Consider the following 25,417-nt stretch of genomic DNA (forward strand, 5'->3'; position numbering starts at 1 on the left):
CGAAGAATCGGCCAATTCCTGGCAAGGTGGGCCCATGGCTGAACGGGGAGCGCACGCCCTGGCACTCCCGGACGACTGGCCCGCGCACCCGGATCCGATCCTGGCACTCAACCGCATGGGCAGCTTCGACTGGGATCTGGACACCGGTCTGCTCAGCATGGACGCGCAGACGCACAGGATCTTCGACCTCACCCCCGAGGAGTACGACGGCCGCCCCGAGAGCCTGGGCCGCCGGGTCCCCGCCGCCGAGGGCCGCCGCCTGGACGCCATGGTGAGCCGCGCCCTGCGGGAGGGCCGCGAGAACTACGGCACCTACATGCGGCTGCGCCGCCGCGACGGCACGCTGCGCTGGATCCACACCCAGGGCTACATCCGCCGGGACGCGGCCGGGCGCCCGCACCGGATCATCGGGATCATCCGCGACGCCACCGAGGAACTGGACGACATCGCCGGCCGCCAGGAGCGGGTGACTCGGGCCGCCGCCCGGCGCGAGCAGACCAACGTCGTCCAGGCCACCACGGCGGCCCTCGCCCACGCGCACTCCGTCCAGGACGTCATCGACGTCGTCAAGGACAGCCACGGACTGGCCCTGCTCGGCTCCACCAGCCTGGTCCTCGGCCTGGTCGAGGCCGGCCGCCTCCGGCTGGTCGCCGAGGGCCCCGAGGGCAGCTCCGTGCCCGGCACCCGCGTCACCCGGATCGACGAGCCCTACCCGATGAGCGAGGCCGTGCGGACCCTCAGCCCGTGCTTCATCGAGTCCCCGGAGGACTTCGCCGAGCGCTACCCCATCCTGTGGCCGCACATCACCGGACTGCGCATCACCTCGGCCGCCTACCTCCCGCTGATCGCCCAGGGCCGCCCCATCGGCGGCATGGGCCTGCTCTACAGCGGCCGGCACGGCTTCACCCAGGAGGAGCGCAACCTGCTGGTCGCCCTGGGCAGCAGCATCGCGCAGAGCCTCCAGCGCGCCATGCTCTACGAGCAGGAGAAGGACCTCGCCCAGGGCCTCCAGCAGGCGATGCTGCCGCGCACCATCCCCAGCGTCCCCGGCGCCGACGTCGCCGTGCGCTACCGCTCCGGCTACGCGGGCGGCTCCCTGGGCCGCGACATCGGCGGCGACTGGTACGACCTGATCCCGCTGCCCGGCGGCCGGGTCGGCGCCGTCATCGGCGACGTCCAGGGCCACGACACGCACGCCGCCGCCGTCATGGGCCAGCTCCGCATCGTGCTGCGCGCCTACGCCGCCGAGGGCCACACCCCGGCCACCGTGATGGCCCGCGCCTCCGTCTTCCTGCACGAACTGGACACCGACCGCTTCGCGACCTGCCTGTACGCGGAGGCCGACCTGTCCACCGGCGTGGTCCAGGTGGTCCGCGCCGGGCACATCGACCCGCTGGTGCGGCACGTCGACGGCGGCTGCCGCCGGGTCGAGGTCGACGGCGGCCTGCCGCTCGGCCTGTCCGCCGAGTTCGGCGACCTGGAGTATCCGGTGTGCGCCATGGAGCTCGACCCCGGGCAGTCCCTGGTGCTGTGCACCGACGGCCTCGTCGAGCAGCCCGGCGCCGACCTCGACGACGGCATGCGCGCCCTGGTCGACATGATCGGCGCGGGCCCCGAGGACGTACGCGACCTCGCCGACCAGCTGATCGGCATGGCGGAGGAGCGCGGCGGGGACGACGACGTGGCCCTGCTGGTGCTGCGCCGCCGCGCGCTCGCCGAGCGCCGGCCCGAGGGCCGCCTCCAGCACCATGTCGCACCGGGCGACCCCGAGGCGCTGACCCGGGCCCGCCACATGATCCGCGCCACCGTGCGCTCCTGGGGCGCCCGCGAGCGCTCCGACGAGATCGAACTCGTGGCCGACGAACTCATCACCAACGCCCTGATGCACACCGAGGGCGCCGCCGTGGTCACCCTGCGGGTGCTCAGCGGCACCGACCGGCGGCTGCGGGTGGAGGTCGAGGACTCCTCCAGCGCCCTGCCGCGCCGCCGCGAACCGGGGGAGCAGGGCGTCTCCGGGCGCGGGCTGCTCCTCGTCGACCGGCTCACCGACGTGTGGGGCGTGGAGGCGCGCGGCGGCGGCAAGTGCCTGTGGAGCGAGTTCGTCATAGACGAGCCGGAGTGAGCGTCCGGGGGACCGGTCCGGGCTGCGGTCCGTGCCGCGTGGCGGTGTCAGTGGGCGGTGGCACTCTGGAACCATGCCGGAACTGCCCGAGGTGGAAGCGCTCAGGGACTTCCTGACCGAAAATCTGATCGGTCACGAAGTGGTCCGGGTGCTGCCCGTCGCCATCAGCGTCCTGAAGACCTACGACCCGCCGGTCACCGCCCTGGAGGGCCGCGAGGTCACCTCCGTCGGCCGGTACGGCAAGTTCCTCGACCTGGCGACCGACGGCGGCCCGCACCTGGTCACCCATCTGGCGCGGGCCGGGTGGCTCCAGTGGCGGGACCGCCTCCCGGACGGCCCGCCCCGGCCCGGCAAGGGCCCCCTCGCCCTGCGGGTCGCCCTGGAGACCGGCGCGGGCTTCGACCTCACCGAGGCCGGCACCCAGAAGCGGCTCGCGGTGTACGTCGTGCCGGACCCGCAGGAGGTGCCCGGCGTCGCCCGCCTCGGTCCGGACCCGCTGGCCGACGACTTCGACGAGGAGCGCTTGGCCGGGCTGCTCGCGGGGGAGCGGCGGCAGCTCAAGGGCGCCCTGCGCGACCAGAGCCTGATCGCGGGCGTGGGCAACGCCTACAGCGACGAGATCCTGCACGCGGCCCGGATGTCCCCGTTCAAGCTGGCCGCCTCCCTGACCCCGCAGGAGACCGGGCGGCTGTACGAGGCGCTGCGTACCACCCTGACCGAGGCCGTCGAGCGCTCCAGGGGCATCGCGGCCGGCCGGCTGAAGGCGGAGAAGAAGAGCGGCCTGCGGGTGCACGGCCGCACCGGCGAGCCCTGCCCGGTGTGCGGCGACACCATCCGCGAGGTCTCCTTCAGCGACTCCTCGCTCCAGTACTGCCCGACCTGCCAGACGGGCGGCAAGCCGCTCGCGGACCGCAGACTCTCCCGGCTGCTCAAGTAGCCCGGCCCGCCCGGCGGCCCGGCCGCGCCGGGGCGTGCCGAGCGTCGGCGGGCGCCGCCCGTCCGCCGTGCGCATCCGGACCGGGCACCCCGCGCTTGGTGCGGCGAGGCGCCGCCGTCCGGAGCGCCGTGCCGCGGAGCCGGACCCGGTCAGAACATCAGAACAGATGGATGGCCAGATGCCCCAGGGGCAGCCCGAGCTGCCAGGCGGGCGTCCACACCTTGGGGCCCTCGTCCTCGCCCACCGCGCCCGCGCCGTCCGGCACCGCGTCCAGGTCGGGCGCGAGCAGTTCGGTCTCCTCCAGCCAGCGCCAGGCGGCCTCGGCCAGCGCGAGGTCGGGGGAGGGGACGCCCCGGGCGTACGCGTCGGCGGCGAGGCAGGCCACCCGCTCGCGCACCCATTCCTGCCACGGCTGGTCGTACGCGGTGAGCGACAGCCAGGTCTCCAGCTGCGAGACCACCCGGATGCCGGACAGCTCGCCGCCGGTGTCGGACAGGAAGACGGTCAGCGCCAGCGCGTCCCGTCCGGCGCGGAACTCCACCGACGCCGGGGGCATCAGGTCGCCCGTGCGCAGCAGTTCGTCGGCGATGTACTCGGCGTAGAACCAGGCCATGGGGACGTCCTGATCACCGCCGTGGCCGCCCTCCGCGTTCTCGTGCCCTCTGTGCAGCATCCCTTCCCGCCTTCCTCCGGTGCGTGCGCGTCGCCCGAGCCCCGGCTCCCGGGACCATGCCCCCACGGAACACGGATGAGAACAGCCGATTACCCAACAGGGGTCCACAGCAAGGCGCTTTACGGAGGCTTGACCCATGAGTCCGTTTCACCGCAGGTCGGCCGCGTAACCGGGAAGCACCCTGCGCAGGGCGCGCAGCGCGTAGTACGCACGGGACTTCACGGTACCGGGCGGAATGCCCAGGGTTTCGGCGGCCTCCGCCACACTGGCCCCGCGGAAGTACACGAGCACCAGGACGTCACGGTGCTGCGGAGTGAGTGTCTTCACAGCGCGCCGCACATCGAGGGTGGCGGCGGACCGTTCGGCGTGGTCGGCCATCACCCGCGCGTTCTCCAGGACGGCGTCGCCGACCTCGGGCGGCCGGGCCTGCCGGGCCCGGCGCGCGTCGATGGCCAGCCGCCGCGCGACGGTCAGCAGCCAGGGCCGTACGGAGTCGAAGGTCTCGGCGCGCAGCGCCTCGGGGTGCTGCCAGGCCCGCACCAGCGTCTCCTGGAGCAGGTCCTCGGCGCGCTGCCGGTCGCCGTCGCACAGCCGCAGCAGCAGCGCGAACAGCGGCCGTGCGTGCTCGCGCTGGAGCGCGGCGAGTTCGTGTTCGGCGGTCGTCGTCCCGGCGCCCGCCGTCCGGGCGGCCGTGACGTCGGCGGGCGCCCCGGTGGTCGGCGGCGCGGGCGGGAGGGTGGTTCCGGCCATCATGGCCGTATGGCACCGCAGGGTGCCGTCCGGGGACAGGGTGCGCGCGGCGCTGTGCGGCGGACGGTCGATCGCGTCGTTGAGCGGTGCGACGAACGGTCCGTCAGATGCCGGTGACGGGTACGGCACCCCGGGCGCCCGGGGTCCGGAGCGGCTGCCGGACAGGGGCCGGTGCGCACCGGACGGACCAATCAGGGCACCGCCGCTGTTTGCGGCGACGGCCCGCTTCGTACCCATCTGACTAACGCTTGTCCGCCGATATGACCGAATGATCGAACGCCCGCTCTGAAGGGAACCGATGTTCGCACGCCGACACCAGGTGGCCCTGGCCGTGACGGCCGTCCTCACCGCGGCGGCGGCCTGCCAGGCCGGCCACCACGAGCAGCGGCCTGCGGCGGCCGCACCCCCGGCGCCTGCGGCCGGCACCCGCCCGGCCGCCACCGCGTTCACCCTGCTGGCCTCCGGCGCCGTCCGGCCGGACGCCTCGGTCGTCGAGCGGGCCGCCTTCGACGCGGGCGGCGCCGGCCACGACTTCCGGCCCCTGCTGGAGGGCGTCGCCCCGGCCGTCTCCGGCGCGGACGTGGCCCTGTGCCACCTGGACGCCGTACAGGCCCCCGAGGAGGTGCCCGCCGCCGCGTCCCCCGGCATGTTCCCGCCGGAACTGGCCCCGGCGCTCGCCGCCACCGGCTACGACGGCTGCGCCACCGCCTCCGCGCACACCCTGGACGACGGCGCCGACGGGGTCCGCCGCACCCTGGACGCCCTGGACCGCGCCGGGATCCGGCACGCCGGATCGGCCCGCACCGAGGACGAGGCGCGCGGCGCCCTCCTGCGCGCCGGTTCCGCGCTGGTCGCCCATCTGGCCTACAGCCGGGGCCCGGACCGGCCGTCGCCCGCCGGACAGCCCTGGTCGCTGCGCCTGCTCGACACCGACCGGATCCTCGCCGACGCGCGGGCCGCCCGGCAGGCGGGTGCCGACGTCGTCGTGGTGTCCCTGGACTGGGGCGACCCGGACCAGGACGGCCCGGACGCGGAGCAGACGGAACTGGCGCGCCGGCTCACCGCCGCACGCACCGGCGCCCGCCCCGCCGTCGACCTGATCCTCGGGACCGGCGCCCGGACGCCCCAGCCCTACGAGAAGGTGGGCGGCACCTGGGTGGTCTACGGCACCGGCGACCAGATCGCGGGCCCGCAGCCCGGCGCCGCCGCCCCGCTCGACCCGCGCACCGGCCGGAGCACCCTGGCCCGCTTCACCTTCGCCCCGCCCGCCAGGGCCGGCGGGCGCTGGGAGGTGACCCGGGCCGAGTTCGTGCCCGAACTGTTCGACCCCGACGCCGGACGGGTGGTGGACGTCGACGAGGCCATCGGCCGGGGCGCCGACCTCCAGGCCGTACGCGACGGGATCCGGGACGCGGTGCTCGCCCGGGGCGCGGCGAAGGACGGGCTGGTGATGGGCCGCTGACCGCCCGGCGGCGGGGGACCGGCCCGGCGGCGCGTGACCGCCGCGCCGCCGGGCCGGGCCGCCGTCCGTCAACTCTTCGGGCCGCGCCCCGGCGCCAGCGCGGAGCGCTTGTACGAGTAGCCGAAGTAGATGACGCAGCCGATCAGGAACCACACCACGAACCGCACCCACGTCTGCCACTGGAGGAACGTGATCAGCCAGATGGAGAAGACGATCCCGAGTGCGGGCACGAACGGCATCCACGGGGTGCGGAAGGAACGCGGCAGCTCGGGCTGCCGGTAGCGCAGCACGATCACCGCCGTGCAGACCACCACGAACGCCAGCAGGATCCCGATGTTGGTCAGCTCGGCCGCCTCCGCGATCGGCAGGAACCCGGCGATCACGGCGGACGCGATCCCGACGATCCACGTCACGCGTGTCGGCACGTGCCGGGTGGGGTGCGTCTTGGCGAACCAGCGCGGCAGCAGCCCGTCCCGGGACATCGAGAACCACACCCGGGTCACCCCCAGCATGAACGTGAACATCACGGTGAGGATGCCGATGATCGCGCCCACCGCGATCACGTCCGCCAGGCTGCTCAGCCCCACCGACTTGAACGCGGTCGAGAAGCCGCTCTCCTTGTCGATGTCCTTGTAGTTCTGCATGCCGGTGAGCACCAGGCAGGCCGCCACGTACAGCACCATCGCGATGGCCAGCGAGTAGATGATCGCCTTCGGCATGTGCCGCTGCGCGTCCTTGGACTCCTCGGCCGCCGTCGACATGGCGTCGTAGCCGAAGACCGCGAAGAACACGGTCGCCGCGCCGGTGAACGCCCCGCCGACCCCGAAGGGGAAGAACGGGTGGTAGTTGGCGCTGTTGATGTGGAAGACACCGACCAGGATCACCACCAGCACCACGACGACCTTCAGCGCCACCACGACCGTCTCGAAACGGGCCGCGCTGCGGATGCCGAGGTTCAGCAGCCAGGCGATGAGCAGGCACAGGATCGCCGCGAACAGGTCGACCCGGTGCCCGGAGCCGGTGCCGGGCGCGCCCAGCATCCAGGCCGGCAGATGCGCGCCCATGTCCTCGACGAGGAAGCTGAAGTACCCGGAGATGCCGATGGCGACCACCGCCACGATCGCCGTGTACTCCAGCAGCAGGTCCCAGCCGATGAACCAGCCGGCGAACTCGCCGAGCACCGCGTAGCCGTAGGTGTACGCCGAGCCCGCCTTCGGGATCATCCCGGCGAACTCCGCATAAGACAGCGCGGCCGCGGCGCTGGCCACGCCCGCGATCAGGAAGGAGACGAGCACCGCAGGACCGGCCGTGCCGTTGGCCACCGTGCCGGCCAGCGTGAAGATGCCCGCCCCGATGATGCCGCCCACACCGATCGCCGTGAGCTGCCACAGCCCGAGCGACCGTTCGAGTTTCGGTCCTTCGCCGCCTTCCGTCTCCTCGATGTGTTCGATGGGTTTACGGCGGAGAATGCCCTCACCCATGCGGAGCCCGGCCATGCGCCTCACCTCTTCGCAGACGGCAATCGGCTGACGGCGGATCATGATGGCCCAGCGCGGCCGGGTACGGAAGACGCCACGCACGCCCCGCCGGTCACGGGGAACGCGGTGCGGCGCCCTACGGCACCACCGTCACAGGCCACCTTCCCGCTTTCACCAGACGCACTGCCACCGAACCGATGATCCGATGACCCGCCTGCTCGGAGGCGCCGACGACCACCGCGTCCGCCTTGAGCTCGTCGGAGGCCGTCACCAGCCCGTTGTACGGATCACCGCGGAAGGTGTGGAACTCCCAGCGCACCTCGAATATCCCCTTGAGCCGTTCGGCGGACTCGCGGATCTGCTGGACGAGGTCCTCGGCGATCTCGTCGGTCGTGTCGGCCACCGGAGCGCCCAGCGCCGCCCCCGCCGACATCACCGGCTGCACGTACACGAGGGCCAGCCGCGCGCCCTGCCGGCGGGCGAGACCGGCGGCGTAGGCGGCGGCCCGCATCGAGGAGTCGGAGCCGTCCACCCCGGCCACGATCACCTTCGGCCCGTCGGTGCCCCGCTCGAACCGGGGCGCCTGCTGCTCGTGCTCCTCGTGCTGTTCCGTCACGCTGCGTAGCTTATCGGACGGGGCGCCGCCGGGCGCCGGCTGGTCCGGGCGAGTGTTTTCGTGCCGCCGTACCGGTGCCGCGGAGACTGTCCGGTCACTGATGACTCATGCAGAAGGATCAGTTGTTCACGCGGCGCCGGGCCTTGCTCGCCGGGGCCGCCGCTCTCGGCGCGGCAGGCGCCGCCGGCACGGCCGGACTGCTGCTCTCCGGTTCCTCCGGCGGTCCGCCGTCCGCGCCGCCCGCCGCGGGCCCGCAGGCACACAGCGCCCTCAGACCCTCCGCCTACCGGCTGCGGCCCCTGACCGGCGACGCCCCGCAGCGGATCAGGCCCCTGCCGACCGAGGTGCGCACCGCCCCGATCCTGAGCTTCTCCGGCCGCGGCAACACGATGCTCCTCACCTTCGACGACGGACCCAACCCCGAGTACACCCCGCAGGTGCTGGACACGCTGGCCAAGTACGACATCCGGGCGACGTTCATGGTGTGCGGCGAGATGGCCGACTGGAACCGCGACCTGCTGGCCCGGATGGCCGACGAGGGCCACGTCGTCGGCAACCACACCTGGACCCACCCGCTGCTCACCCAGCTCAGCCGGAGCGAGATCCGCGACGAGATCGAGAGCACCAGCGACGTCATCGAGAAGGCGTACGGCGAGCGGCCCCTCTGGTTCCGCGCCCCCTACGGCGCCTGGAACCGCACGGTCTTCCGGCTCAACGCCGAACTCGGCATGGAGCCCCTGGCCTGGACCGTCGACAGCCTCGACTGGACGACGCCCGGTACCAAGGCCATCGTGCGCCGGGTGGAGCGGGGCGCCGCCCCCGGGGTGGTGGTGCTCTCCCACGACGCCGGGGGCGACCGCTCGCAGACCGTGCGGGCGCTGCGCACCTATCTGCCCAAGCTGCTGGACGAGGGCTACCACTTCACCGTCCCGCGCCGGAAATACACCTGACGCGCCCGCGCGCCCCCGGGTTCGCGCCCGGGGCCGCCCGCGCGTTCGTGTTCCGGGCCCGCCCGGCCGGCGGTGCCGCCGAGCCGGGGCGGACCCCGCCCCCGCCGTCAGCGGACCTCGGCGAGCCGGGCGAAGACGACGACGTTCCCCTGGTACCCGGTCTTCTTGGTGTAGTCGCCGCCGCAGGTGATGAGCCGCAGCTCCGGTGTGCCCTTCGAGCCGTACACGCGGTCCCCGGGGAAGTCGCTCTTCTCGAACACCTCCACGCCGTACACCTCGAAGACGGCCGTCCTCCCGTCCTCGCGGTGGATCTCGACGTGGTTGCCCTTCTTCAGCGCGCCGAGGCCGTAGAAGACCGCCGGGCCCATGGTGTTGTCCACATGGCCGACGACGACCGCGGTCCCCTTCTCCCCGGGGGTGACGGCGCCGTTGAACCAGCCCGCCAGATTCGGGTCGTCCGGGGGCGGTGCCGCGACCCAGCCGTCGCTGTCCACGCCGACCGGGGTGACGGGCGCGTCGACCTGGATCACGGGGACCCTGATCCGGTCGGGCACCGAGCGCCCCAGGGCCGGTACGTCCGCGCCGTCCGTGGGCTGCGGAGTGCTGGGCACCGCGCGCGCGACGTCCGGTGCCGCCGCCTTGGCGGGCTGCGGCGGACCGGCGTCGAACTCGCCCGAGCCGTTGCGGATGAGAGCGAGCCCGGAGAGCAGGACCAGCGCTATCACGCCCCACGGCGCACGCTTCCGCCGCGGCTGCGGCTCCTCCTCTTCCCGGAATCCGGACAGCTCGCTCGCAGTCATACGCCATCCCCTCTCGGCGCGGCCGGCACCGTTCTCATCGCCCGTGCCTGCACGCTAAGTCCGGCGCCGGGAACCGGCGACGGGACGGTGGCGAACGGGTGGCGCACCGCCTTTTCGTGCGCCATCCGAGTCGGGCCGTACGGGGGCTTTATGACAACCCGTGACCTGCGGCGACCTTCAACGGGGTGAATTCACCGGCGGATCGGCTCACCGGGTCGGACGAGCGCCGAAATGCGGTCGGGTACGGGCCGTCCGAGGGTTCTCGCGGGAGGCGCTTTCTCGCCGATCGACCGGGTACGGGCCCCCGGGGCGCCTTCCGCGGAGGAACACATGTCCATCACTCGTACCCCCCTGGCGGCCCTGGTGGCCGCCGTCGCCGCCGTAGGGCTGGCCGCCCCGGTGGCCGCCGCCAAGGGCGGCGACGCCCCCGGCGGCTGGGACGTCGGGCCGGGCAACGGCCAGATCGGCGGCTTCGGGAACGGCCAGGTCGGCGGTCCGGGCAACGGTCAGGTCGGAGGACCCGGCAACGGTCAGATCGGCGGCCCCGGCGGCGGCCAGGTCGGTGGCGGCGTCGGCATCGGTGGCACAGGCGGTGTCGGCGGTGTCGGCGGCGTGGGCGGAGTCGGCGGGGCGGGCGGCTTCGGCGGTGGCCACGACGGCGGTCCGGGCAACGGCCAGATGGGCGGGTTCGGCGGCGGCCGGGGCCCGGACGGAGGCTTCGGGCGCGGCCCGGACGGCGGGTTCGGGCGGGGGCACGAACACCGGCCGAGACACGGCCAGGTCGGCGGGTTCGGCGAGGGGCACGGCGGCGGCCACGGGGGCGGCCAGGTCGGCGGGCCGGGCGGCTGGACCGGAGGCGGTCCCGGCGGGGGCCCCGGTGGCGGCGGTCCCGGTGGTGGCGGTCCCGGCGGTGGTCCGGGCGGTGGCTCCGGCGGGATCCGCGACATCACCGCCCTGCCCGGCGTGATCGCCCGCGGCGGGCAGCTGGCGATCACGGTGGAAGGCTGCCGGGGCGGCGGGACCGCCGCCTCACGCGCCTTCTCGACCACCGGACTGCGACCCGTCGACGGCGCGGGCGAGAGGGCGCGGGGCGTGGCCACCGTCCGCGAGGACGCCCGCCCCGGCACGTACGACATCACCGTCCGGTGCGACGGCCGCACCCTGACCCGCCCGGGGGCGTTCACCGTCGTCGGCGGTGTGCGCGGCGGCCTCGGCGGCGCCACGACCACCGGCGCGACCAAGGCGGACATCGCCATCGGCGGCGGTCTGGTGGCGGCGGGCGTCGTCGGCGGCGGGGTGCTCCTGATGCGCCGCCGGCCCGGCAAGCGCGTCTGACGGCGCCGTACGCCCACGGCCTCCGGTCCGGTCTCCGTCCCGCGCGGCGGAGGCCGGACCGCCGCGCGTCGCGGCGGCACCCGCGCGCATCCGTCCGCGGCGGGACCGGGCCCGGCGGGCACCTTCCTGACACACCTTCGCCCCGGACCCGCACAGGTCCGGGGCGAAGATGTGTGGGGGCGACGGTGTCAGGCGACGCCCTCCTCGCCGGTGCGGCGCCGCGACAGGTAGTACGCCGTGCCCACCGAACCGGCGATGAGCGCCGTGCCCATGCCGACCTCCTTCAGGTCGAACCCGGCGACGGTGCCGCCGCCGCCCGCGCGGACGCCGTGCTGGAAGTGCTCGGGCTTGCCTCCGCCCCGGCCGCCGCGGCCCTCGTCCTCTTCGTCGCCCCCGTAGGAGCCGCTGTCGCCGCCTCCGCCGCCGTAGGAGCGGTCGCCGCCTCCGCCGCCGTAGGAGCGGTCGCCGCCTCCGCCGCCGCCGTACGACGAGTGGCCGCCGCCGTCGTAGGAGCCGCCGTCACCGCCGCTCGCGACGGCCGCGGGTGCGGAGAGGGTGAGGGCGCCCAGACCCAGCAGTGCCGCCGAAACGACGCGTATCACGCGCATGGTGATTCCTCCGGTCCCCGAGGAGCAGCTGCGGACCTTTTCCGCGTGCGCCTGAAATGCACCTCGATGATCGAAACGCTAGGAACATGTGCACTCCGGCGCTATCGCACCCGGGCGAACGGGGCAACCGTGTGGGCCGCACAGGGGACGGCGCACCCGCGGCCGGGGTACCGGCCGGTGAGTGCCCGTCACTCCCGCGCGCCCCCTCCGTACCCGCCCGCCTCAGCGGGTGATGCCCGGGAACATGTCCAGGAAGGGCGCCGTCGACGACGCGACGCCCCGGCTGTAGGGCGCGTCGAAGTCCCAGATCAGGAAGAGGAGGAAGGCGATCAGCGCGGAGAACACCCCCGCGAGGACCAGTTCGCGCGGGGTGCGCCGGATCTGGAGCGCGAAGACCATGCCGATGGTGATCACCGCCCCGGCGATCAGCCCGAACCAGACCACGCCGGGCATCGTCGTCCCGGTGGAGTCCGAGCGGGCGGCGCGGGCCTGGTCGGCGGCGGTCACCTGGTCCACGAGCGGCTGGTACGCCTGCGCCTCGAAGTCGGACTTCGGCTGGTAGTCGGTGACGTCGGCGCGGATCTTCTCCAGCAACTGGTCGCCCTGCTTCGTCACATGGCCGTGGTCGACCATCGTCTTCCACTCGGTGTGCACGACGTGTCCGACATAGGCGTTGACATCGGAACGGATCCGGTCGCGCACATCCGGCGGATAGACCCGGACGCGTTCGGAGATCTCGTGCAGCGCCTGGGCCTCGGCCTGGACGTGGTCCTGGGCGGAGACCCGGGCCTCCCAGACCCCGGCGATGGCCAGGCCCAGCACGATGGCGTACACCACACCGATCCACATCGTCATGTACTCGATGACGTCCGGGGTGTCGCTGGGGTCCTCGTCCTCGGCCGCCGTGCGGTCCCGTACGAGGGTGATGATCACGACCACGGCACAGGCGGCCAGCATCGCGAGGACGAGAACAAGCCATTCCGACAACGGGTTCCTCCAGGGGTCAGCGCGGGCGGAGCGCGGCGACGGCGACCAGCGCGGGCACCGCGATCAACAGGACGTAGGTGATCGGCGACGGAGCGCGCCGGGGCGTGTGCCGGTGCGGCTGGGCCCGGTAGTGCGGATAGGCGACCGGCCGCGCCGAGGGGCCGGGGCGGGGCGTGGGACTCGGTGACGGGGTAGGAGTGGGCGAGGGAGGCGGGGGCGGGGCCGGCCTCGGCGGTGCCGGGCGGGGCGCGGGGACCACGGGGGCCGGTCGCGGGGGCGGCGGCGTGGGCCGGGGCTTCGGCGGTGGGGTCGGGCGGGGGGTGGGCTTCGGCGGCGGCGGGGGTTTCGGCGTGGGCGACGGGGTGGGACTGGGGGGCGGAGTCGGCGTGGGCGTGGGCGTAGGTGTGGGCGTGGGCGTGGGCCTCGGGCACGGAGGGAACGGGGGCCAGGTTCCGCCGCCGGCCACCGCCACCGCCACGGTTCCGCCCGGCCCCGTGGAGGCGTAGGCGCAGGCGTCGGCGGCCGCCGGCGCGGCCGGGACACCCACGCAGGTCCACGCCACGGCCGTCGGCGCCAACACCCGCATCACCAGGGCGAATCGGGTCGGTTTCGGTCGATGCACGACCGAGATCATGGGCCGCCCCGGACCCGCGCACTCCGACGCGCCGGACGATTGGTCCGAAGGAGCGAAACGGGGCGGAGGAGGGTTTGGCCGGACGACCGCCTTCGCCGAGCCGATACGGACGCGCGTGCGATGTGGTGGAGAGCGGCGGCAGACGGACTCGAACCCGGCCCGAAGCCGACGCGAGCCGACGTGAGCCGTCGCGAGCCGGTGGGGTCCGGGCGCGGGGGTCTGGCCCGGGGCCGGGCCGTGGGCTCCGCACACAGAAGTGACGGTGTGTGTATGCGCACACCGCGCACACCGCACATGCCCGGTCCGCCGGAGCGCTCACCTTCCGCACCGCGCCAAGGGGGGCGGTCGCGGTGTGCCGGAGCGCACGCCCGAGCGCTTCCGCCGGGCCCGCACATCGGCGCAATCCACCGTGATGCGGGCGCCCGACGGACCCGTACGCCGCAGGTGGTGACCGGGAACGGATGGTCAATTTCCGTTTCCTCTCGCCCCTTTGGCAGGCGATCAGTAGCCTCAGCTCGAACACCGGATCGCCTACGTTGTGGAGAGAAGATGGAGCGTCCCGCCTGGGCCCCACGGAGCATCGACATCTCGGTGCCGAGCGTCGCCCGGATCTACGACTACTACCTGGGCGGTTCGCACAACTTCGAGATCGACCGCGAAGCGGCCCGCAGGGCCATGGAGTTCATGCCGGGGCTGCCCAAGGTCATGCAGGCCAACCGGGCGTTCATGCGTCGCGCCGTGCGGTTCGCGCTGGACGAGGGCGTCACGCAGTTCCTCGACATCGGGTCCGGCATCCCCACCTTCGGCAACGTCCACGAGGTCGCCCAGGGCGCCCGCCCCGGCGCCCGCGTGGTCTACGTCGACCACGACCCGGTCGCGGTCACCCACAGCCAGGCCGTCCTCGCGGACAACGACGACGCGGACGTGGTCGCGGCGGACCTGCGCAAGCCCCACGAGATCCTCGAGAGCCCCCCGTTGCGGCGGCTGATCGACCTGAATCGGCCAGTGGCGCTGCTTCTCGTTGCCATACTTCACTTCGTGGAAGACACGGACGACCCGTACACCGCCGTCGCCGCGCTGCGCGACGCGCTCTCCCCCGGCAGCCTGCTGATCCTCACGCATGCCTCGTACGAGGGAATCCCGCTGCCGCCGGAGCGGAGCGAGGGCGCGGTCGACGTATACAAGGGCATCCGCAATCCGCTGATCATGCGCTCGCGCGAGGAGATCGCGCGGTTCTTCGAGGGGTACGACATGGTGGAACCCGGACTGGTGCCGATGGCGCGCTGGCGGCCGGAGACGGCGCCTGAGGACGAGGATCCTTATGCCTTCTCCGGATACGCCGGCGTGGGGCGTACGGCGTGAACACGCAGCCGGACGGCCCGGAGGACAGACTGCGCCGGCTGACGACGATCTGGAGCCGGGCGGTCTTCCCGGTGACCTCCACGTCGCTGACCCGCCCGGAGTTCGAGGAGCAACTCCTGCCGCTGGCCCGCCGGCTGAGCGGGGCGCTGCGGGCCAGGGCGTTCGACGCAGCGGAGGGCGAGGCGGTCGGTGCCGCGCTGATCGGGGCGCACTGCACGGCGCCCGAGGCACTGAGCCGCTCCCTGGACTGCGTGGACGCCTACCTCGTGCTCTACTGCGGCGAGGACGGCGACCCGGAGGACCTGCGGGCCCGCTCCGGACGCCTCCAGCACGCCATGGCCGCCGGGTTCGCGCGGGCGCTGCGCGAGCGCACCCTCGCCGAGCAGGAGGCCATCGCGCAGGCCGCGTTGCGCGCCCAGGGCGTGGTCGCCCAGGCGCTGCACGCCAGCGAGGCCCGCTTCCGCGCCGTGTTCGAGGGTGCCGCCATAGGCATCGGGATCGCCGACCTCGACGGCAACGTCCTCCAGGTCAACGGCGCGTTGCTGCGCATGTTCGGCGGCTCCGAGCAGAGCCTGCGCGTGCGCAACGTCCAGGAGTGGACGCACGCCGACGACGCCCCGCAGACCTGGCGGCTGTACCAGGAACTGGTGCGCGGCGAGCGCGAGCACTACCACGTGGAGAAGGCCTTCTACCGCCCCGACGGCACGGTTCTGTGGACCAACCTGACCGTCTCCCTGCTGCGCGACCCCGACGGCAACCCGCAGTACCAGCTGGCCCTGATGGAGGACACCACCGAGCGCCGGCTGCTCAACCTGCGGCTGCGCTACGAGGCCACCCACGACGCGCTCACCGGGCTGCCCAACCGCACCCTGTTCTTCGAACGGCTGGAGAAGACGCTCAACGCGGGCGAGGGCAGCCGCTTCGGGCTGTGCTACCTCGACCTGGACGGCTTCAAGACCATCAACGACAGCCTCGGCCACGCGGCCGGCGACCGGCTGCTGGTGGAGGTCGCCGACCGGCTCCAAGGGTGCGCGACCGCGCCCGGCGAGATGGTCGCCCGGCTCGGCGGCGACGAGTTCGTCGCGCTGACCACCGGAGCCGACAGCCGCAGCGAGGTCGACGACCTCGCCACCCGCATCATGAACGCGCTGCTCGCCCCCATCCGCATCGACGGACGCGAGCTGACCGTGCGCGGCAGCATCGGCGTCGTCGAGGGCCCGGTGGGGGAGCGCAGCGCGGCGGAGGTGCTGCGCAGCGCCGACATCACCATGTACCGGGCCAAGTCGGCGGGCGGCAACCGCTTCGAGCTGGCCGACCCGGAGGCCGACGCCCGCGCCATCACCCGGCACGGGCTCACCACGGCGCTGCCCGCCGCGCTCGACCGGGGCGAGTTCTTCATCGAGTACCAGCCGCTGGTGCACCTCGGCGACGGCAGTGTGCGCGGCGCTGAGGCGCTGGTGCGCTGGCTGCACCCGCAGCACGGTGTGCTCGGCCCCGACCGGTTCATCCCGCTCGCCGAGCACACCGGGCTGATCGTGCCGCTGGGCCGCTGGGTCATGGAGCAGTCGGTGCGCCAGGCCCGCGAGTGGCGGGAGCGGCACGGTGAGGGCACCAGCGGGCCGCTGCGCATCAACGTCAATCTGTCGCCGTGCCAGCTCGGCCACCCCCGGGCTCGTCCAGGACACCGTCGACATCCTGGAGCGCGCGGGGGTGACCCCGGACGCGCTGTGCCTGGAGGTGACCGAATCGGCGCTGATCGGCGCGGACGACGATCTGCTCAAGCCGCTGCGCCGGCTGGCCGACATGGGCGTGGACATCGCGCTGGACGACTTCGGCACCGGCTACTCCAACCTGGCCAACCTGCGGCGGCTGCCGGTGAGCGTGCTCAAGCTGGACCGCTCCTTCACCCAGGGCATGCAGCAGTTCCCGGCGGACCCCGTCGACCTGAAGATCGTCGAGGGGATCGTCGCCCTGGCGCACAGCCTGGACCTCGCGGTCACCGTCGAGGGCGTGGAGACCGGAGCCCAGGCGGAACAGCTGCGGATACTGGGCTGCGACACGGCCCAGGGCTGGTACTACGCCCGCCCCGGCCCGCCGGACCGGCTCCACGAGCTGGCCCTGGCGGACGCGACGGGCTGAGGCGGCGGGACGGTTCCGCCCGGCGCGGGCAGTCCGGCGCGGGCAGTGGTACGCGGCGAGCCCCCGACCGCGTATGCGGTGAGCCCCGAGTGTGTGCGGCCGGGGGTGCGTGCGACGGGTGCATGTGTAGCGGGTGCGGGTGCGGGTGCGGCTACGTGCGCCGGACGCGGTCGGGGGCCGTCCCGGCCGGGCCGCGCCCTACCGGTACGCCTTCCGCCGCCTCCGCCGCGGCTCCGGCGCCCGCCCTGCCCCGCGTCCCGCCTCCGGCTCCGGCCACGGCCCCGGTTCCCAGGCCGGTTCAGGGGGTGAACGACGCCTCGTCGGGCGTGCGCTCCCGCGCCCGTGTCCGCGCCTCGGCCACCGCCGTGGCCGCCCGGACCAGGGCCGCCGTGGCGGTCGAGCGCGACTGCTGGGGCCAGGCGACCGCCATGACGGCGGCGGGCGCGTCCACGACGGGGCGGTAGGCGACACCGGGGCGCGGATAGCGCAGGGTCACGGAGGCGGGCAGCAGCGTCACGACCTCGCCGAGCGCGACCAGGGTGAGCAACTGGGCCAGATCGCGGCAGTCGTCCCGGGGTCGCCCGACGGGCCGGCCGACGTCCTCCGCGGTCATGCCCAGGTCGTCCAGGCTGAGCCGGGTGCGCGCGGCGAGCGGATGGGCGGCCGCCACGGCGGCGACGCGCGGCTCCACGGTGAGGGGCTCGCTGTCCAGGCCGGTCGGGTCGTAGGGGCCGTGGACCAGGGCCACGTCCGCCTCGCCGCGGCGCAGCAGCGTGGCGGACTCGTGCAGCGCGCACAGCCGGACCGTCACCGGGACGGCGGCGGGATCGGCGGCGAAGCGCTCCAGGATCGGTTCCAGCAGCCCCGCGTCGCCGTCCGCCTTGACCGCGAGGACCAGCCCGGCCTGCGGTGCGACGGCCCGCTGCGCCCGGCGTCCGGCCGCCGTCAGCGCGTCCAGCGCGATCCGGCCCTCCGTGAGCAGCACCTCGCCGGCCGGGGTCAGCGCCACCCGGTGGGTGCTCCGCTCGAACAGGGTGACGCCGAGGTCCGTCTCCAGCGCGCGGATCGCGCGGGACAGCGGGGGCGGCGAGATGCCGAGCCGCTCGGCGGCGCGGGCGAAGTTCAGCTCCTCGGCGACGGCGACGAAATAGCGCAGGGCACGGGACTCCACGGCTGCCCCTTCCGGTCGGTATTGCCTTCAGGGTAACGACCGCGACCGGACCGGACCTTCAGTTCCGGAGGTGACGGGCGAAGGATCGGGGGAGGAGGGCGGACGGGACGGACGGCTCGTCGCACGGCGGCGCCGCCTCGACTCCCGCCGCCTCGACTCTCACCCTCTACTCCACCCTTACCTTTTCCGACTTCTGTGACTTCGGGAGAATCCTCGTGATGCTCGTGACCACTCCGACCGGCCAGATCGGCGGGCGCCTGCTCGACCTCCTCCTCGACGAGCCGGAGACGGCCGGACGGCTCCGGGTGATCGCCCGGGACCCGGCCCGGCTCACCCTGCGGGCCCGGGAGCGGGCCGAGGTGTTCCGCGGCTCGCACAGCGACCCCGGACTGCTCGCCGAAGCGGCGGCGGGCGCCGACCAGGTCTTCTGGCTGGTGCCGCCGGCGCCGGGCGCCGAGAGCGTCGAGGGCCATTTCCGTGCCTTCGCCGACGCGCTGTGCCGGGTGATCGGGGAGCAGGGCGTGCGGCGGGTGGTGGGCGTCTCCACCCTGGGCCGCAAGACCGCCGTGGACGCCGGGCAGATCTCCGCCTCCCTGGCGATGGACGAGTCGATCGCGGCCACCGGTGTGCACTACCGGGCGCTGTGCCCGCCCTTCCTGATGGAGAACCTGCTCGGGCAGGCCCCGCTCATCCATGACCATGGGGTCTTCCACCTGGCCAACGACGGCGGACGGGTCCTGCGCACCTGTGCCACCCGCGACATCGCCGCCACCGCTGCCCGGCTCCTGCTCGACCCGTCCTGGACCGGGCAGGAGGACGTCCCGCTGGTGGGCCCCGACGCGCTGACGCCCGAGGGCATGGCCGAGGTGATGTCCGAGGTGCTGGGCCGCCCGGTCCGGATGCGGCCGGTCGCCCTCGACGACTTCCGGCGCGCCCTGCTGGACCACGGTGCCGGCGAGGCGTGGGCGCAGGGCGTCGTCGACATGGTCCGCGCCCAGGACGAGCAGGGCTTCTACGGCGCCGGTGTGCCGAGCACCCCGGACACGGCGCCCACCGGCTTTGGCCAGTGGTGCGAGGAGGTGCTGTCCCCGGCCGTGCGCGGCTGAGCGCCGTACGCCTTCGTCGGCCGCCGCCGGGAGCGCCCCCGGTGCCGGGCGCCGGGCCCGCTCACCGCTCCAGCAGCATCCGCTGGAGCTCCCTGGCCGCCCGCGGCGGCGCCACGTCGCTGCGGTGGGCCAGGGCGATCGTGCGGTGCAGGCCGGGGCGGGCCAGCGGGGTCACCCGCAGACCGTGCCCGGAGCGGGTGGCGACCATGCGGGGCACGACGGCGACGCCCAGACCGGCCCGTACGAAGCCCAGGACGGCGTCCATCTCACCGCCCTCCACGGCGAACTCCGGCTCGAAGCCCTCGGCGCGGCACGCGGCGACCGTCAGCTCCCGCAGGTCGTAGCCGTGGCGGAACATCACGAGCCGCGCGCCCGCCAGGTCCGCGATGCGCACCGTCCGCCGTCCCGCGGGTCCGGGCGGCGGCACGTCCGAGGAGGACACCACGACCAGGTCCTCGCGCAGCAGCTCCACCGTGGTCAGCGCGGGGGACGGGCTGGGCAGCGGCAGTACCACCAGGGCCAGGTCCAGGGCGCCGCGCGCCAGTTCCCGTACGAGGTCGTGCGAACCGCCCTCCTCGACCAGCAGTCGGATGCCCGGGTAGCGGTCGTGGAAGGCGCGCAGCACGTCCGGCAGCAGCCCGGTGCACAGGCTCGGCGTGGCGCCCAGCCGCACCCGGCCCCGGCGCAGCTGGGCCAGCTCCTGCACCTCGTGCCGGGCGGTGTCCGCGTCGGCGAGGATGCGCCGGGCCAGCGGCAGCAGCGCCTCGCCCGCGTCGGTGAGCGTGATGTTGCCGCGCGCCCGCTGGAACAGATCGGCGCCCAGCTCCCGCTCCAGCGCCTTGATCTGCTGGGACAGCGAGGGCTGGGCGACATGGACCAGATCGGCGGCCCGGGTGAAGTGCCGGGTCTCGGCGACGGCCACGAAGTACTGGAGCTGCTGGAGCTGCACCCGGCCATGATAGCCGCTGCCTATCGGAACGAGCCGGACCATGTCTTGGACCGATGACCCCCGGCGGGCCTAGCGTCGGTCCCATGGCTCTGGCAACGCGGACGGACCGACGGCCGTCCATGGCACGCACCGTGTGGCGGTCGACCGTCGGGAAGAAGGCCGTGATGGCGGTCAGCGGCCTGATCATGCTGCTGTACCTGGTCGCCCACATGATCGGGAATCTGAAGATCTACTTCGGCGCGGGCGAGTTCAACCACTACGCGCACTGGCTGCGCACCGTGGGCGAGCCGTTCATGCACTACGAGTGGACGCTCTGGCTGATCCGGGTCGTGCTGGTCGTCGCGGTGGTCGCGCACGCCGTCTCCGCGTACCAGCTCAGCCGCCGCGACATCCGGGCGCGCCCGGCCAAGTACGTGCACGCCAGGCCCCGCGCGAGCTACGCCACCCGCACCATGCGCTGGGGCGGGATCATCCTCGGCCTGTTCATCGTCTGGCACCTGCTGGACCTGACCACCGGGACCGTGCACTCCGGCGGCTTCCAGGAGGGCCACCCGTACCAGAACGTCGTGGACACCTTCTCCACCTGGTACGGCAACGTGATCTACATCGTCGCCATGCTGGCGCTCGGCCTGCACATCCGGCACGGCTTCTGGAGCGCCGCCCAGACCCTCGGCGTCGGCAGCCGGGCCCGCGACCGCGCCCTGAAGACCGTCGCAGACGTCCTCGCAGTACTGCTCACGGCCGGTTTCATCGCCGTACCGGTGGGCGTGATGACCGGAGTGGTGAGCTGACATGACCGCCTACGCCGACTACACGACCGGTGAACCGGTCGCCGACACCAAGGCCCCCTCCGGGCCGGTCGAACAGCGCTGGGACACCCGGCGCTTCGAGGCCAGGCTGGTCAACCCGGCCAACCGGCGCGGACAGACGGTCATCGTCGTCGGCACCGGCCTCGCGGGCGGCTCGGCCGGGGCCACCCTCGCCGAACAGGGCTACCGCGTCGTGCAGTTCTGCTACCAGGACTCCCCGCGCCGGGCCCACTCCATCGCCGCGCAGGGCGGCATCAACGCCGCGAAGAACTACCGCAACGACGGTGACTCGGTGCACCGCCTGTTCTACGACACCGTCAAGGGCGGCGACTTCCGCTCCCGCGAGTCCAACGTCCACCGGCTCGCCCAGATCTCCGTCGAGATCATCGACCAGTGCGTGGCCCAGGGCGTCCCCTTCGCCCGCGAGTACGGCGGCCTGCTCGACACCCGCTCCTTCGGCGGCGTCCAGGTCTCCCGCACCTTCTACGCCCGCGGCCAGACCGGGCAGCAGCTCCTGCTCGGCGCCTACCAGGCGCTGTCGCGGCAGATCGCCGCCGGGAACGTCGAGATGCACCCGCGCACGGAGATGCTGGACCTGATCGTCGTCGACGGCCGCGCCCGCGGCATCGTGGCCCGCGACCTGATCACGGGGAAGATCGACACCTACTTCGCGGACGCCGTCGTCCTCGCCTCCGGCGGCTACGGCAACGTCTTCTACCTGTCGACCAACGCCATGAACTCCAACGCGACCGCCGTCTGGCGGGCGCACCGGCGCGGCGCCTACTTCGCCAACCCCTGCTTCACCCAGATCCACCCCACCTGCATCCCGCGCACCGGCGACCACCAGTCCAAGCTGACCCTGATGAGCGAGTCGCTGCGCAACGACGGCCGCATCTGGGTGCCGAAGGCCAAGGGCGACGACCGCCCGCCGAACGAGATCCCCGAGGACGAGCGCGACTACTACCTGGAGCGCATCTACCCCTCCTTCGGCAACCTCGTGCCCCGCGACATCGCCTCCCGCGCCGCCAAGAACGTCTGCGACGAGGGCAGGGGAGTGGGCCCCGGCGGACAGGGCGTCTACCTCGACTTCGCCGACGCCGTCCGGCGCCTGGGCCGCGGCGGGGTTGAGGAGAAGTACGGCAACCTCTTCGACATGTACGAGCGGATCACCGCAGAGAACCCGTACGAGGTGCCGATGCGGATCTACCCCGCCGTGCACTACACGATGGGCGGCCTCTGGGTCGACTACGACCTCCAGACCACGGTGCCCGGCCTGTTCGCGATCGGCGAGGCCAACTTCTCCGACCACGGCGCCAACCGCCTCGGCGCCTCCGCGCTGATGCAGGGCCTGGCCGACGGCTACTTCGTCCTGCCGGCCACCATCAACGACTACCTGGCCCGCCACCCGCACCAGGCCCCGGTCACCGACGACCACCCCGTCGTCCAGGAGGCGCTGGCCGAGACCGAGGACCGGCTCCATCTGCTCCTCGCCGTGGACGGCGACCGCACCCCCGACTCCTTCCACCGCGAACTCGGCGAACTCATGTGGGAGCTGTGCGGCATGGCCCGCAGCGACGCCGGGCTGCGCAAGGCGCTGGAGCGCATCCCGCAGATCCGCGACGAGTTCTGGCGGCGCATCAAGGTGCCCGGCACCGGCGAGGAGTTCAACCAGTCCCTGGAGAAGGCCAACCGCATCGTCGACTACCTGGAACTGGCCGAGCTGATGTGCCTCGACGCCCTGCACCGCGCCGAGTCCTGCGGCGGCCACTTCCGCGAGGAGTCCCAGACCCCCGACGGCGAGGCCGCCCGCCGGGACGAGGAGTTCGGCTACGCGGCGGCCTGGGAGTTCACCGGCACCGGCGAGGCCCCCGTCCTGCACAAGGAAGACCTGGTCTTCGAGTACGTCCACCCCACCCAGCGGAGCTACGCATGAAGCTCACCCTGCGCGTCTGGCGGCAGCGGAACGCCGCCGCCGAGGGCGCCATGTCCACCTACGAGCTGGACGACGTCTCGTCCGACATGTCCTTCCTGGAGATGCTGGACATCCTCAACGAACAGCTCATCCTCGCCGGTGAGGACCCCGTCGCCTTCGACCACGACTGCCGCGAGGGCATCTGCGGCGCGTGCAGCCTCGTCATCAACGGCGACGCGCACGGCCCCGAGCGCACCACCGCCTGCCAGCTGCACATGCGCTCCTTCCGCGACGGCGACACCATCGACGTCGAACCCTGGCGGGCCGCCGCCTTCCCGGTGGTCAAGGACCTCGTGGTGGACCGCTCGGCCTTCGACCGGATCATCCAGGCCGGCGGCTACATCACCGCCCCCACCGGCGCCGCCCCCGAGGCCCACGCCACACCCGTACCGAAGCCGGACGCCGACTTCGCCTTCGAGCACGCCGAGTGCATCGGCTGCGGCGCCTGCGTGGCCGCCTGCCCCAACGGCGCGGCGATGCTGTTCACCTCGGCCAAGGTCAACCACCTCAACGTGCTGCCGCAGGGCGCCCCCGAACGCGAGAGCCGGGTCCTGGACATGGTCGCGCAGATGGACGAGGAGGGGTTCGGCGGCTGCACCCTCACCGGCGAGTGCGCCACCGCCTGCCCCAAGGGCATCCCCCTGGTGTCGATCACCAGCATGAACAAGGAGTGGCTGCGGGCCACCCGCAGGGCGGGCAAGCGGTAGGCCGCCCACAAGACGTTCGCCGAGGGGGCGGACGGACGGGGCCGGGAGTGGTGCTCATCCCCGGCCCCGCCTCGCACCCGGGCATTCAACAACCGCACACCCCCTCTCCTGGCACCGGTCACGCACCGGACAGCCGGCACCGGAAGAACAGGAACGACGGACCGCACCGCCGGTCCGCGAGCGCCCTTCCCGCTTCCCTGTCCGTACCGGCCCGTGATCCGCCCGTGACCAGGAGAGAGCCATGTCCGGTGGTACCGCACTCGCACGGCCCCCGCAGTCCTCGGCACCCGCCCGCTACACCGTAGCCCTCGCCAGCGACGAGGCCGATGTGCGCGCCGCGCAGCGGCTGCGCCACGACGTCTTCGCCGGGGAGATGGGCGCCCTGCTCGCCACCCCCGAACCGGGGCACGACATCGACGCCTTCGACGCCTACTGCGACCACCTCCTCGTGCGCGACACCGCCACCGGGCAGGTCGTCGGCACCTACCGGCTGCTGCCGCCCGAGCGGGCCGCGGTCGCCGGACGCCTCTACTCCGAGGGCGAGTTCGACCTGACGGCCCTCGGCCCGATCCGCCCCTCGCTCGTCGAGGTGGGCCGCTCCTGCGTCCACCCCGACCACCGCGACGGCACCGTGATCGGCCTCATCTGGGCCGGCATAGCCCGCTACATGGTCGACCACGGCCAGGAGTGGCTCGCCGGCTGCTGCTCGCTGCCGCTCGCCGACGGCGGCGCGCAGGCGGCCCGCACCTGGGACCGGGTGCGCGCCAAGCACCTGGCACCGGCCGAGTACCGGGTGCGCCCGCTGCTGCCCTGGCTGCCCGCGAACGCCGCCCCGGCGCCCGCCCGCGCCGAACTGCCCGCCCTGCTGCGCGGCTACCTCCGCCTGGGCGCCTGGGTGTGCGGCGAACCCGCCCACGACCCCGACTTCGGCGTCGCCGACCTGTACGTGCTGCTGTCCATGCGCCGCGTCGACCCGCGCTATCTGCGGCACTTCCTCTCCCTCGCCCCGGCCGTCCGGTGAGCGCCTGGCTGCCGGCCGCGCCCTGCACCCCGGGCACCTGTCTGAGCGGGGCCGCCCCGGCGGTCCGTGCCCCGCTGGCCGTGCTGCGGCTCACCGCGCTGGCGGCGCTGCTGCTGGCCGGGATCGCGCTGTCCCCGCTCGGCCCGCGCCTGCCCGCGCACTGGATCCGGCGCTGGTGCCGGGCGCTCGTCCGGGCCGCCGGGGTCCGCGTCGAGATCAACGGGGCCGCCGCGCCCACCGGCGGGCTGCTGCTGGTGGCCAACCATGTCTCGTGGCTCGACGTGCCGCTGCTGGCCGCGGTGCGCCCGGCCAGGATGCTCGCCAAACGGGAGATCCGCCGCTGGCCGCTGGCCGGCCGGCTCGCGGCCAGCGGTGGCGCCCTGTTCATCGAACGGGACCGGCTGCGTGCCCTGCCCGGCACGGTCGGCCGGATCGCGGACGCGCTGCGCGCGGGCACCGCCGTCGCCGCCTTCCCCGAGGGCAGCACCTGGTGCGGACGGGAGCAGGGCCGCTTCCACCGGGCCGTCTTCCAGGCCGCCCTGGACGCGCGGGTGGCGGTCCAGCCGGTCCGGATCGACTACCGGGCGGGCGGCGGAGCGGCCGGAACCGCCGCCGCCTTCGTCGGCGACGACAGCCTGCTCGCGTCGCTGTGGCGGGTCGCCTCGGCCCGCGGCCTGTCCGCCCGCGTCGACGTGCGGCCCGCCCTGCCGCCGGGCACCTGCCGCGACCGCCGCGCCCTGGCCGCCGCCGCCCAGCACGGCGGCCGGAGCGGCGGTCCGGCCCGGCCGCTGCCCGCACGCGCCGCCGTGCGCGCGTAGCACCGCCGGGG

21 protein-coding genes and 1 pseudogene are annotated in these 25,417 nt (G+C 73.8%); 13 read left to right on the forward strand and 9 right to left on the reverse strand.

The features are described from left to right. The first annotated feature begins 34 nt into the window (after positions 1-34). Together R4Z62_RS30420 and R4Z62_RS30425 are read left to right on the forward strand one after the other, a co-directional pair. Positions 35-2,122 (forward strand): SpoIIE family protein phosphatase, encoded by a 2,088-nt coding sequence (locus tag R4Z62_RS30420; RefSeq protein WP_491521476.1) that lies wholly within the window; start codon positions 35-37, stop codon positions 2,120-2,122. A 73-nt stretch (positions 2,123-2,195) separates the two neighbouring features. Next, the gene (locus tag R4Z62_RS30425) at positions 2,196-3,059 is read left to right on the forward strand and encodes an Fpg/Nei family DNA glycosylase (protein WP_491521477.1); all 864 of its coding nucleotides are present in this window, start codon (positions 2,196-2,198) and stop codon (positions 3,057-3,059) included. A 157-nt stretch (positions 3,060-3,216) separates the two neighbouring features. Here the strand turns inward: R4Z62_RS30425 and R4Z62_RS30430 are convergent, their stop codons facing one another. Beyond that, entirely contained in the window at positions 3,217-3,732 is a 516-nt protein-coding gene (locus R4Z62_RS30430) for a hypothetical protein (RefSeq protein ID WP_491521478.1), read from the reverse strand. Between the two features lie 147 nt (positions 3,733-3,879). Then, complete coding sequence (locus R4Z62_RS30435; protein ID WP_491521949.1) at positions 3,880-4,521, reverse strand: sigma-70 family RNA polymerase sigma factor; 642 nt, start codon at positions 4,519-4,521, stop codon at positions 3,880-3,882. Positions 4,522-4,780: 259 nt separating this feature from the next. Here R4Z62_RS30435 and R4Z62_RS30440 point away from each other — a divergent pair, with 259 nt between their 5' ends. Continuing rightward, complete coding sequence (locus R4Z62_RS30440) at positions 4,781-5,944, forward strand: CapA family protein (RefSeq protein WP_355478413.1); 1,164 nt, start codon at positions 4,781-4,783, stop codon at positions 5,942-5,944. A 68-nt stretch (positions 5,945-6,012) separates the two neighbouring features. On the opposite strand, the gene R4Z62_RS30445 is transcribed toward R4Z62_RS30440, so the two are convergent. Then, positions 6,013-7,440, reverse strand: a complete 1,428-nt coding sequence (locus tag R4Z62_RS30445; protein ID WP_064536548.1) for an amino acid permease — start codon at positions 7,438-7,440, stop codon at positions 6,013-6,015. 118 nt (positions 7,441-7,558) lie between these two features. Continuing rightward, positions 7,559-8,038: a universal stress protein gene (locus R4Z62_RS30450; RefSeq protein WP_064536549.1), complete on the reverse strand. Its 480-nt coding sequence runs from the start codon at positions 8,036-8,038 to the stop codon at positions 7,559-7,561. Between the two features lie 107 nt (positions 8,039-8,145). Here R4Z62_RS30450 and R4Z62_RS30455 point away from each other — a divergent pair, with 107 nt between their 5' ends. Then, positions 8,146-8,988 (forward strand): polysaccharide deacetylase family protein, encoded by an 843-nt coding sequence (locus R4Z62_RS30455; protein ID WP_064536550.1) that lies wholly within the window; start codon positions 8,146-8,148, stop codon positions 8,986-8,988. Positions 8,989-9,095: 107 nt separating this feature from the next. Here the strand turns inward: R4Z62_RS30455 and R4Z62_RS30460 are convergent, their stop codons facing one another. Continuing rightward, positions 9,096-9,788 carry a class F sortase gene (locus R4Z62_RS30460; RefSeq protein ID WP_064536551.1) on the reverse strand — a complete coding sequence of 231 codons (693 nt, stop codon included), beginning with the start codon at positions 9,786-9,788 and terminating at the stop codon, positions 9,096-9,098. A gap of 330 nt (positions 9,789-10,118) precedes the next feature. On the opposite strand from R4Z62_RS30460, the gene R4Z62_RS30465 reads away from it, so the two are divergent. Continuing rightward, a complete protein-coding gene (locus R4Z62_RS30465) occupies positions 10,119-11,123 on the forward strand; it encodes a hypothetical protein (protein WP_385489078.1) in 1,005 nt (334 codons plus the stop codon). A gap of 188 nt (positions 11,124-11,311) precedes the next feature. On the opposite strand, the gene R4Z62_RS30470 is transcribed toward R4Z62_RS30465, so the two are convergent. Beyond that, the gene (locus R4Z62_RS30470) at positions 11,312-11,731 is read right to left on the reverse strand and encodes a hypothetical protein (protein WP_385489075.1); all 420 of its coding nucleotides are present in this window, start codon (positions 11,729-11,731) and stop codon (positions 11,312-11,314) included. A gap of 222 nt (positions 11,732-11,953) precedes the next feature. Further along, positions 11,954-12,718, reverse strand: a complete 765-nt coding sequence (locus R4Z62_RS30475; protein ID WP_079159167.1) for a bestrophin-like domain — start codon at positions 12,716-12,718, stop codon at positions 11,954-11,956. A 1,183-nt stretch (positions 12,719-13,901) separates the two neighbouring features. On the opposite strand from R4Z62_RS30475, the gene R4Z62_RS30480 reads away from it, so the two are divergent. Continuing rightward, a complete protein-coding gene (locus R4Z62_RS30480) occupies positions 13,902-14,714 on the forward strand; it encodes an SAM-dependent methyltransferase (RefSeq protein ID WP_385489071.1) in 813 nt (270 codons plus the stop codon). Beyond that, positions 14,711-16,853: pseudogene (locus tag R4Z62_RS30485) on the forward strand (putative bifunctional diguanylate cyclase/phosphodiesterase). The gene R4Z62_RS30480 and the pseudogene R4Z62_RS30485 overlap by 4 nt, the downstream one beginning before the upstream one ends. A gap of 298 nt (positions 16,854-17,151) precedes the next feature. Here R4Z62_RS30485 and R4Z62_RS30490 read toward each other — a convergent pair. Next, complete coding sequence (locus R4Z62_RS30490; RefSeq protein ID WP_064536557.1) at positions 17,152-18,024, reverse strand: LysR family transcriptional regulator; 873 nt, start codon at positions 18,022-18,024, stop codon at positions 17,152-17,154. A 215-nt stretch (positions 18,025-18,239) separates the two neighbouring features. Here R4Z62_RS30490 and R4Z62_RS30495 point away from each other — a divergent pair, with 215 nt between their 5' ends. Continuing rightward, positions 18,240-19,130 (forward strand): NAD(P)H-binding protein, encoded by an 891-nt coding sequence (locus R4Z62_RS30495; protein WP_385489064.1) that lies wholly within the window; start codon positions 18,240-18,242, stop codon positions 19,128-19,130. 61 nt (positions 19,131-19,191) lie between these two features. Here the strand turns inward: R4Z62_RS30495 and R4Z62_RS30500 are convergent, their stop codons facing one another. Beyond that, positions 19,192-20,079 (reverse strand): LysR family transcriptional regulator, encoded by an 888-nt coding sequence (locus tag R4Z62_RS30500; RefSeq protein ID WP_064536559.1) that lies wholly within the window; start codon positions 20,077-20,079, stop codon positions 19,192-19,194. A gap of 119 nt (positions 20,080-20,198) precedes the next feature. Between R4Z62_RS30500 and R4Z62_RS30505 the strand changes: the two genes are divergently transcribed. From R4Z62_RS30505 to R4Z62_RS30525, 5 genes are all read left to right on the forward strand, one after another. Further along, positions 20,199-20,870, forward strand: a complete 672-nt coding sequence (locus R4Z62_RS30505; RefSeq protein ID WP_355478427.1) for a succinate dehydrogenase — start codon at positions 20,199-20,201, stop codon at positions 20,868-20,870. A gap of 1 nt (position 20,871) precedes the next feature. Then, on the forward strand, positions 20,872-22,821 hold the full coding sequence (locus R4Z62_RS30510) for a fumarate reductase/succinate dehydrogenase flavoprotein subunit (RefSeq protein ID WP_385489060.1): 1,950 nt from the start codon (positions 20,872-20,874) through the stop codon (positions 22,819-22,821). Next, positions 22,818-23,567 carry a succinate dehydrogenase/fumarate reductase iron-sulfur subunit gene (locus R4Z62_RS30515; RefSeq protein WP_064536565.1) on the forward strand — a complete coding sequence of 250 codons (750 nt, stop codon included), beginning with the start codon at positions 22,818-22,820 and terminating at the stop codon, positions 23,565-23,567. The genes R4Z62_RS30510 and R4Z62_RS30515 overlap by 4 nt, the downstream gene beginning before the upstream one ends. A gap of 241 nt (positions 23,568-23,808) precedes the next feature. Beyond that, positions 23,809-24,588, forward strand: a complete 780-nt coding sequence (locus tag R4Z62_RS30520; protein WP_385489056.1) for a GNAT family N-acetyltransferase — start codon at positions 23,809-23,811, stop codon at positions 24,586-24,588. Further along, entirely contained in the window at positions 24,585-25,406 is an 822-nt protein-coding gene (locus tag R4Z62_RS30525; protein ID WP_385489053.1) for a lysophospholipid acyltransferase family protein, read from the forward strand. The genes R4Z62_RS30520 and R4Z62_RS30525 overlap by 4 nt, the downstream gene beginning before the upstream one ends. Positions 25,407-25,417 lie beyond the last annotated feature (11 nt).

The sequence above is a fragment of the Streptomyces sp. PL-25 genome (assembly GCF_058344915.1).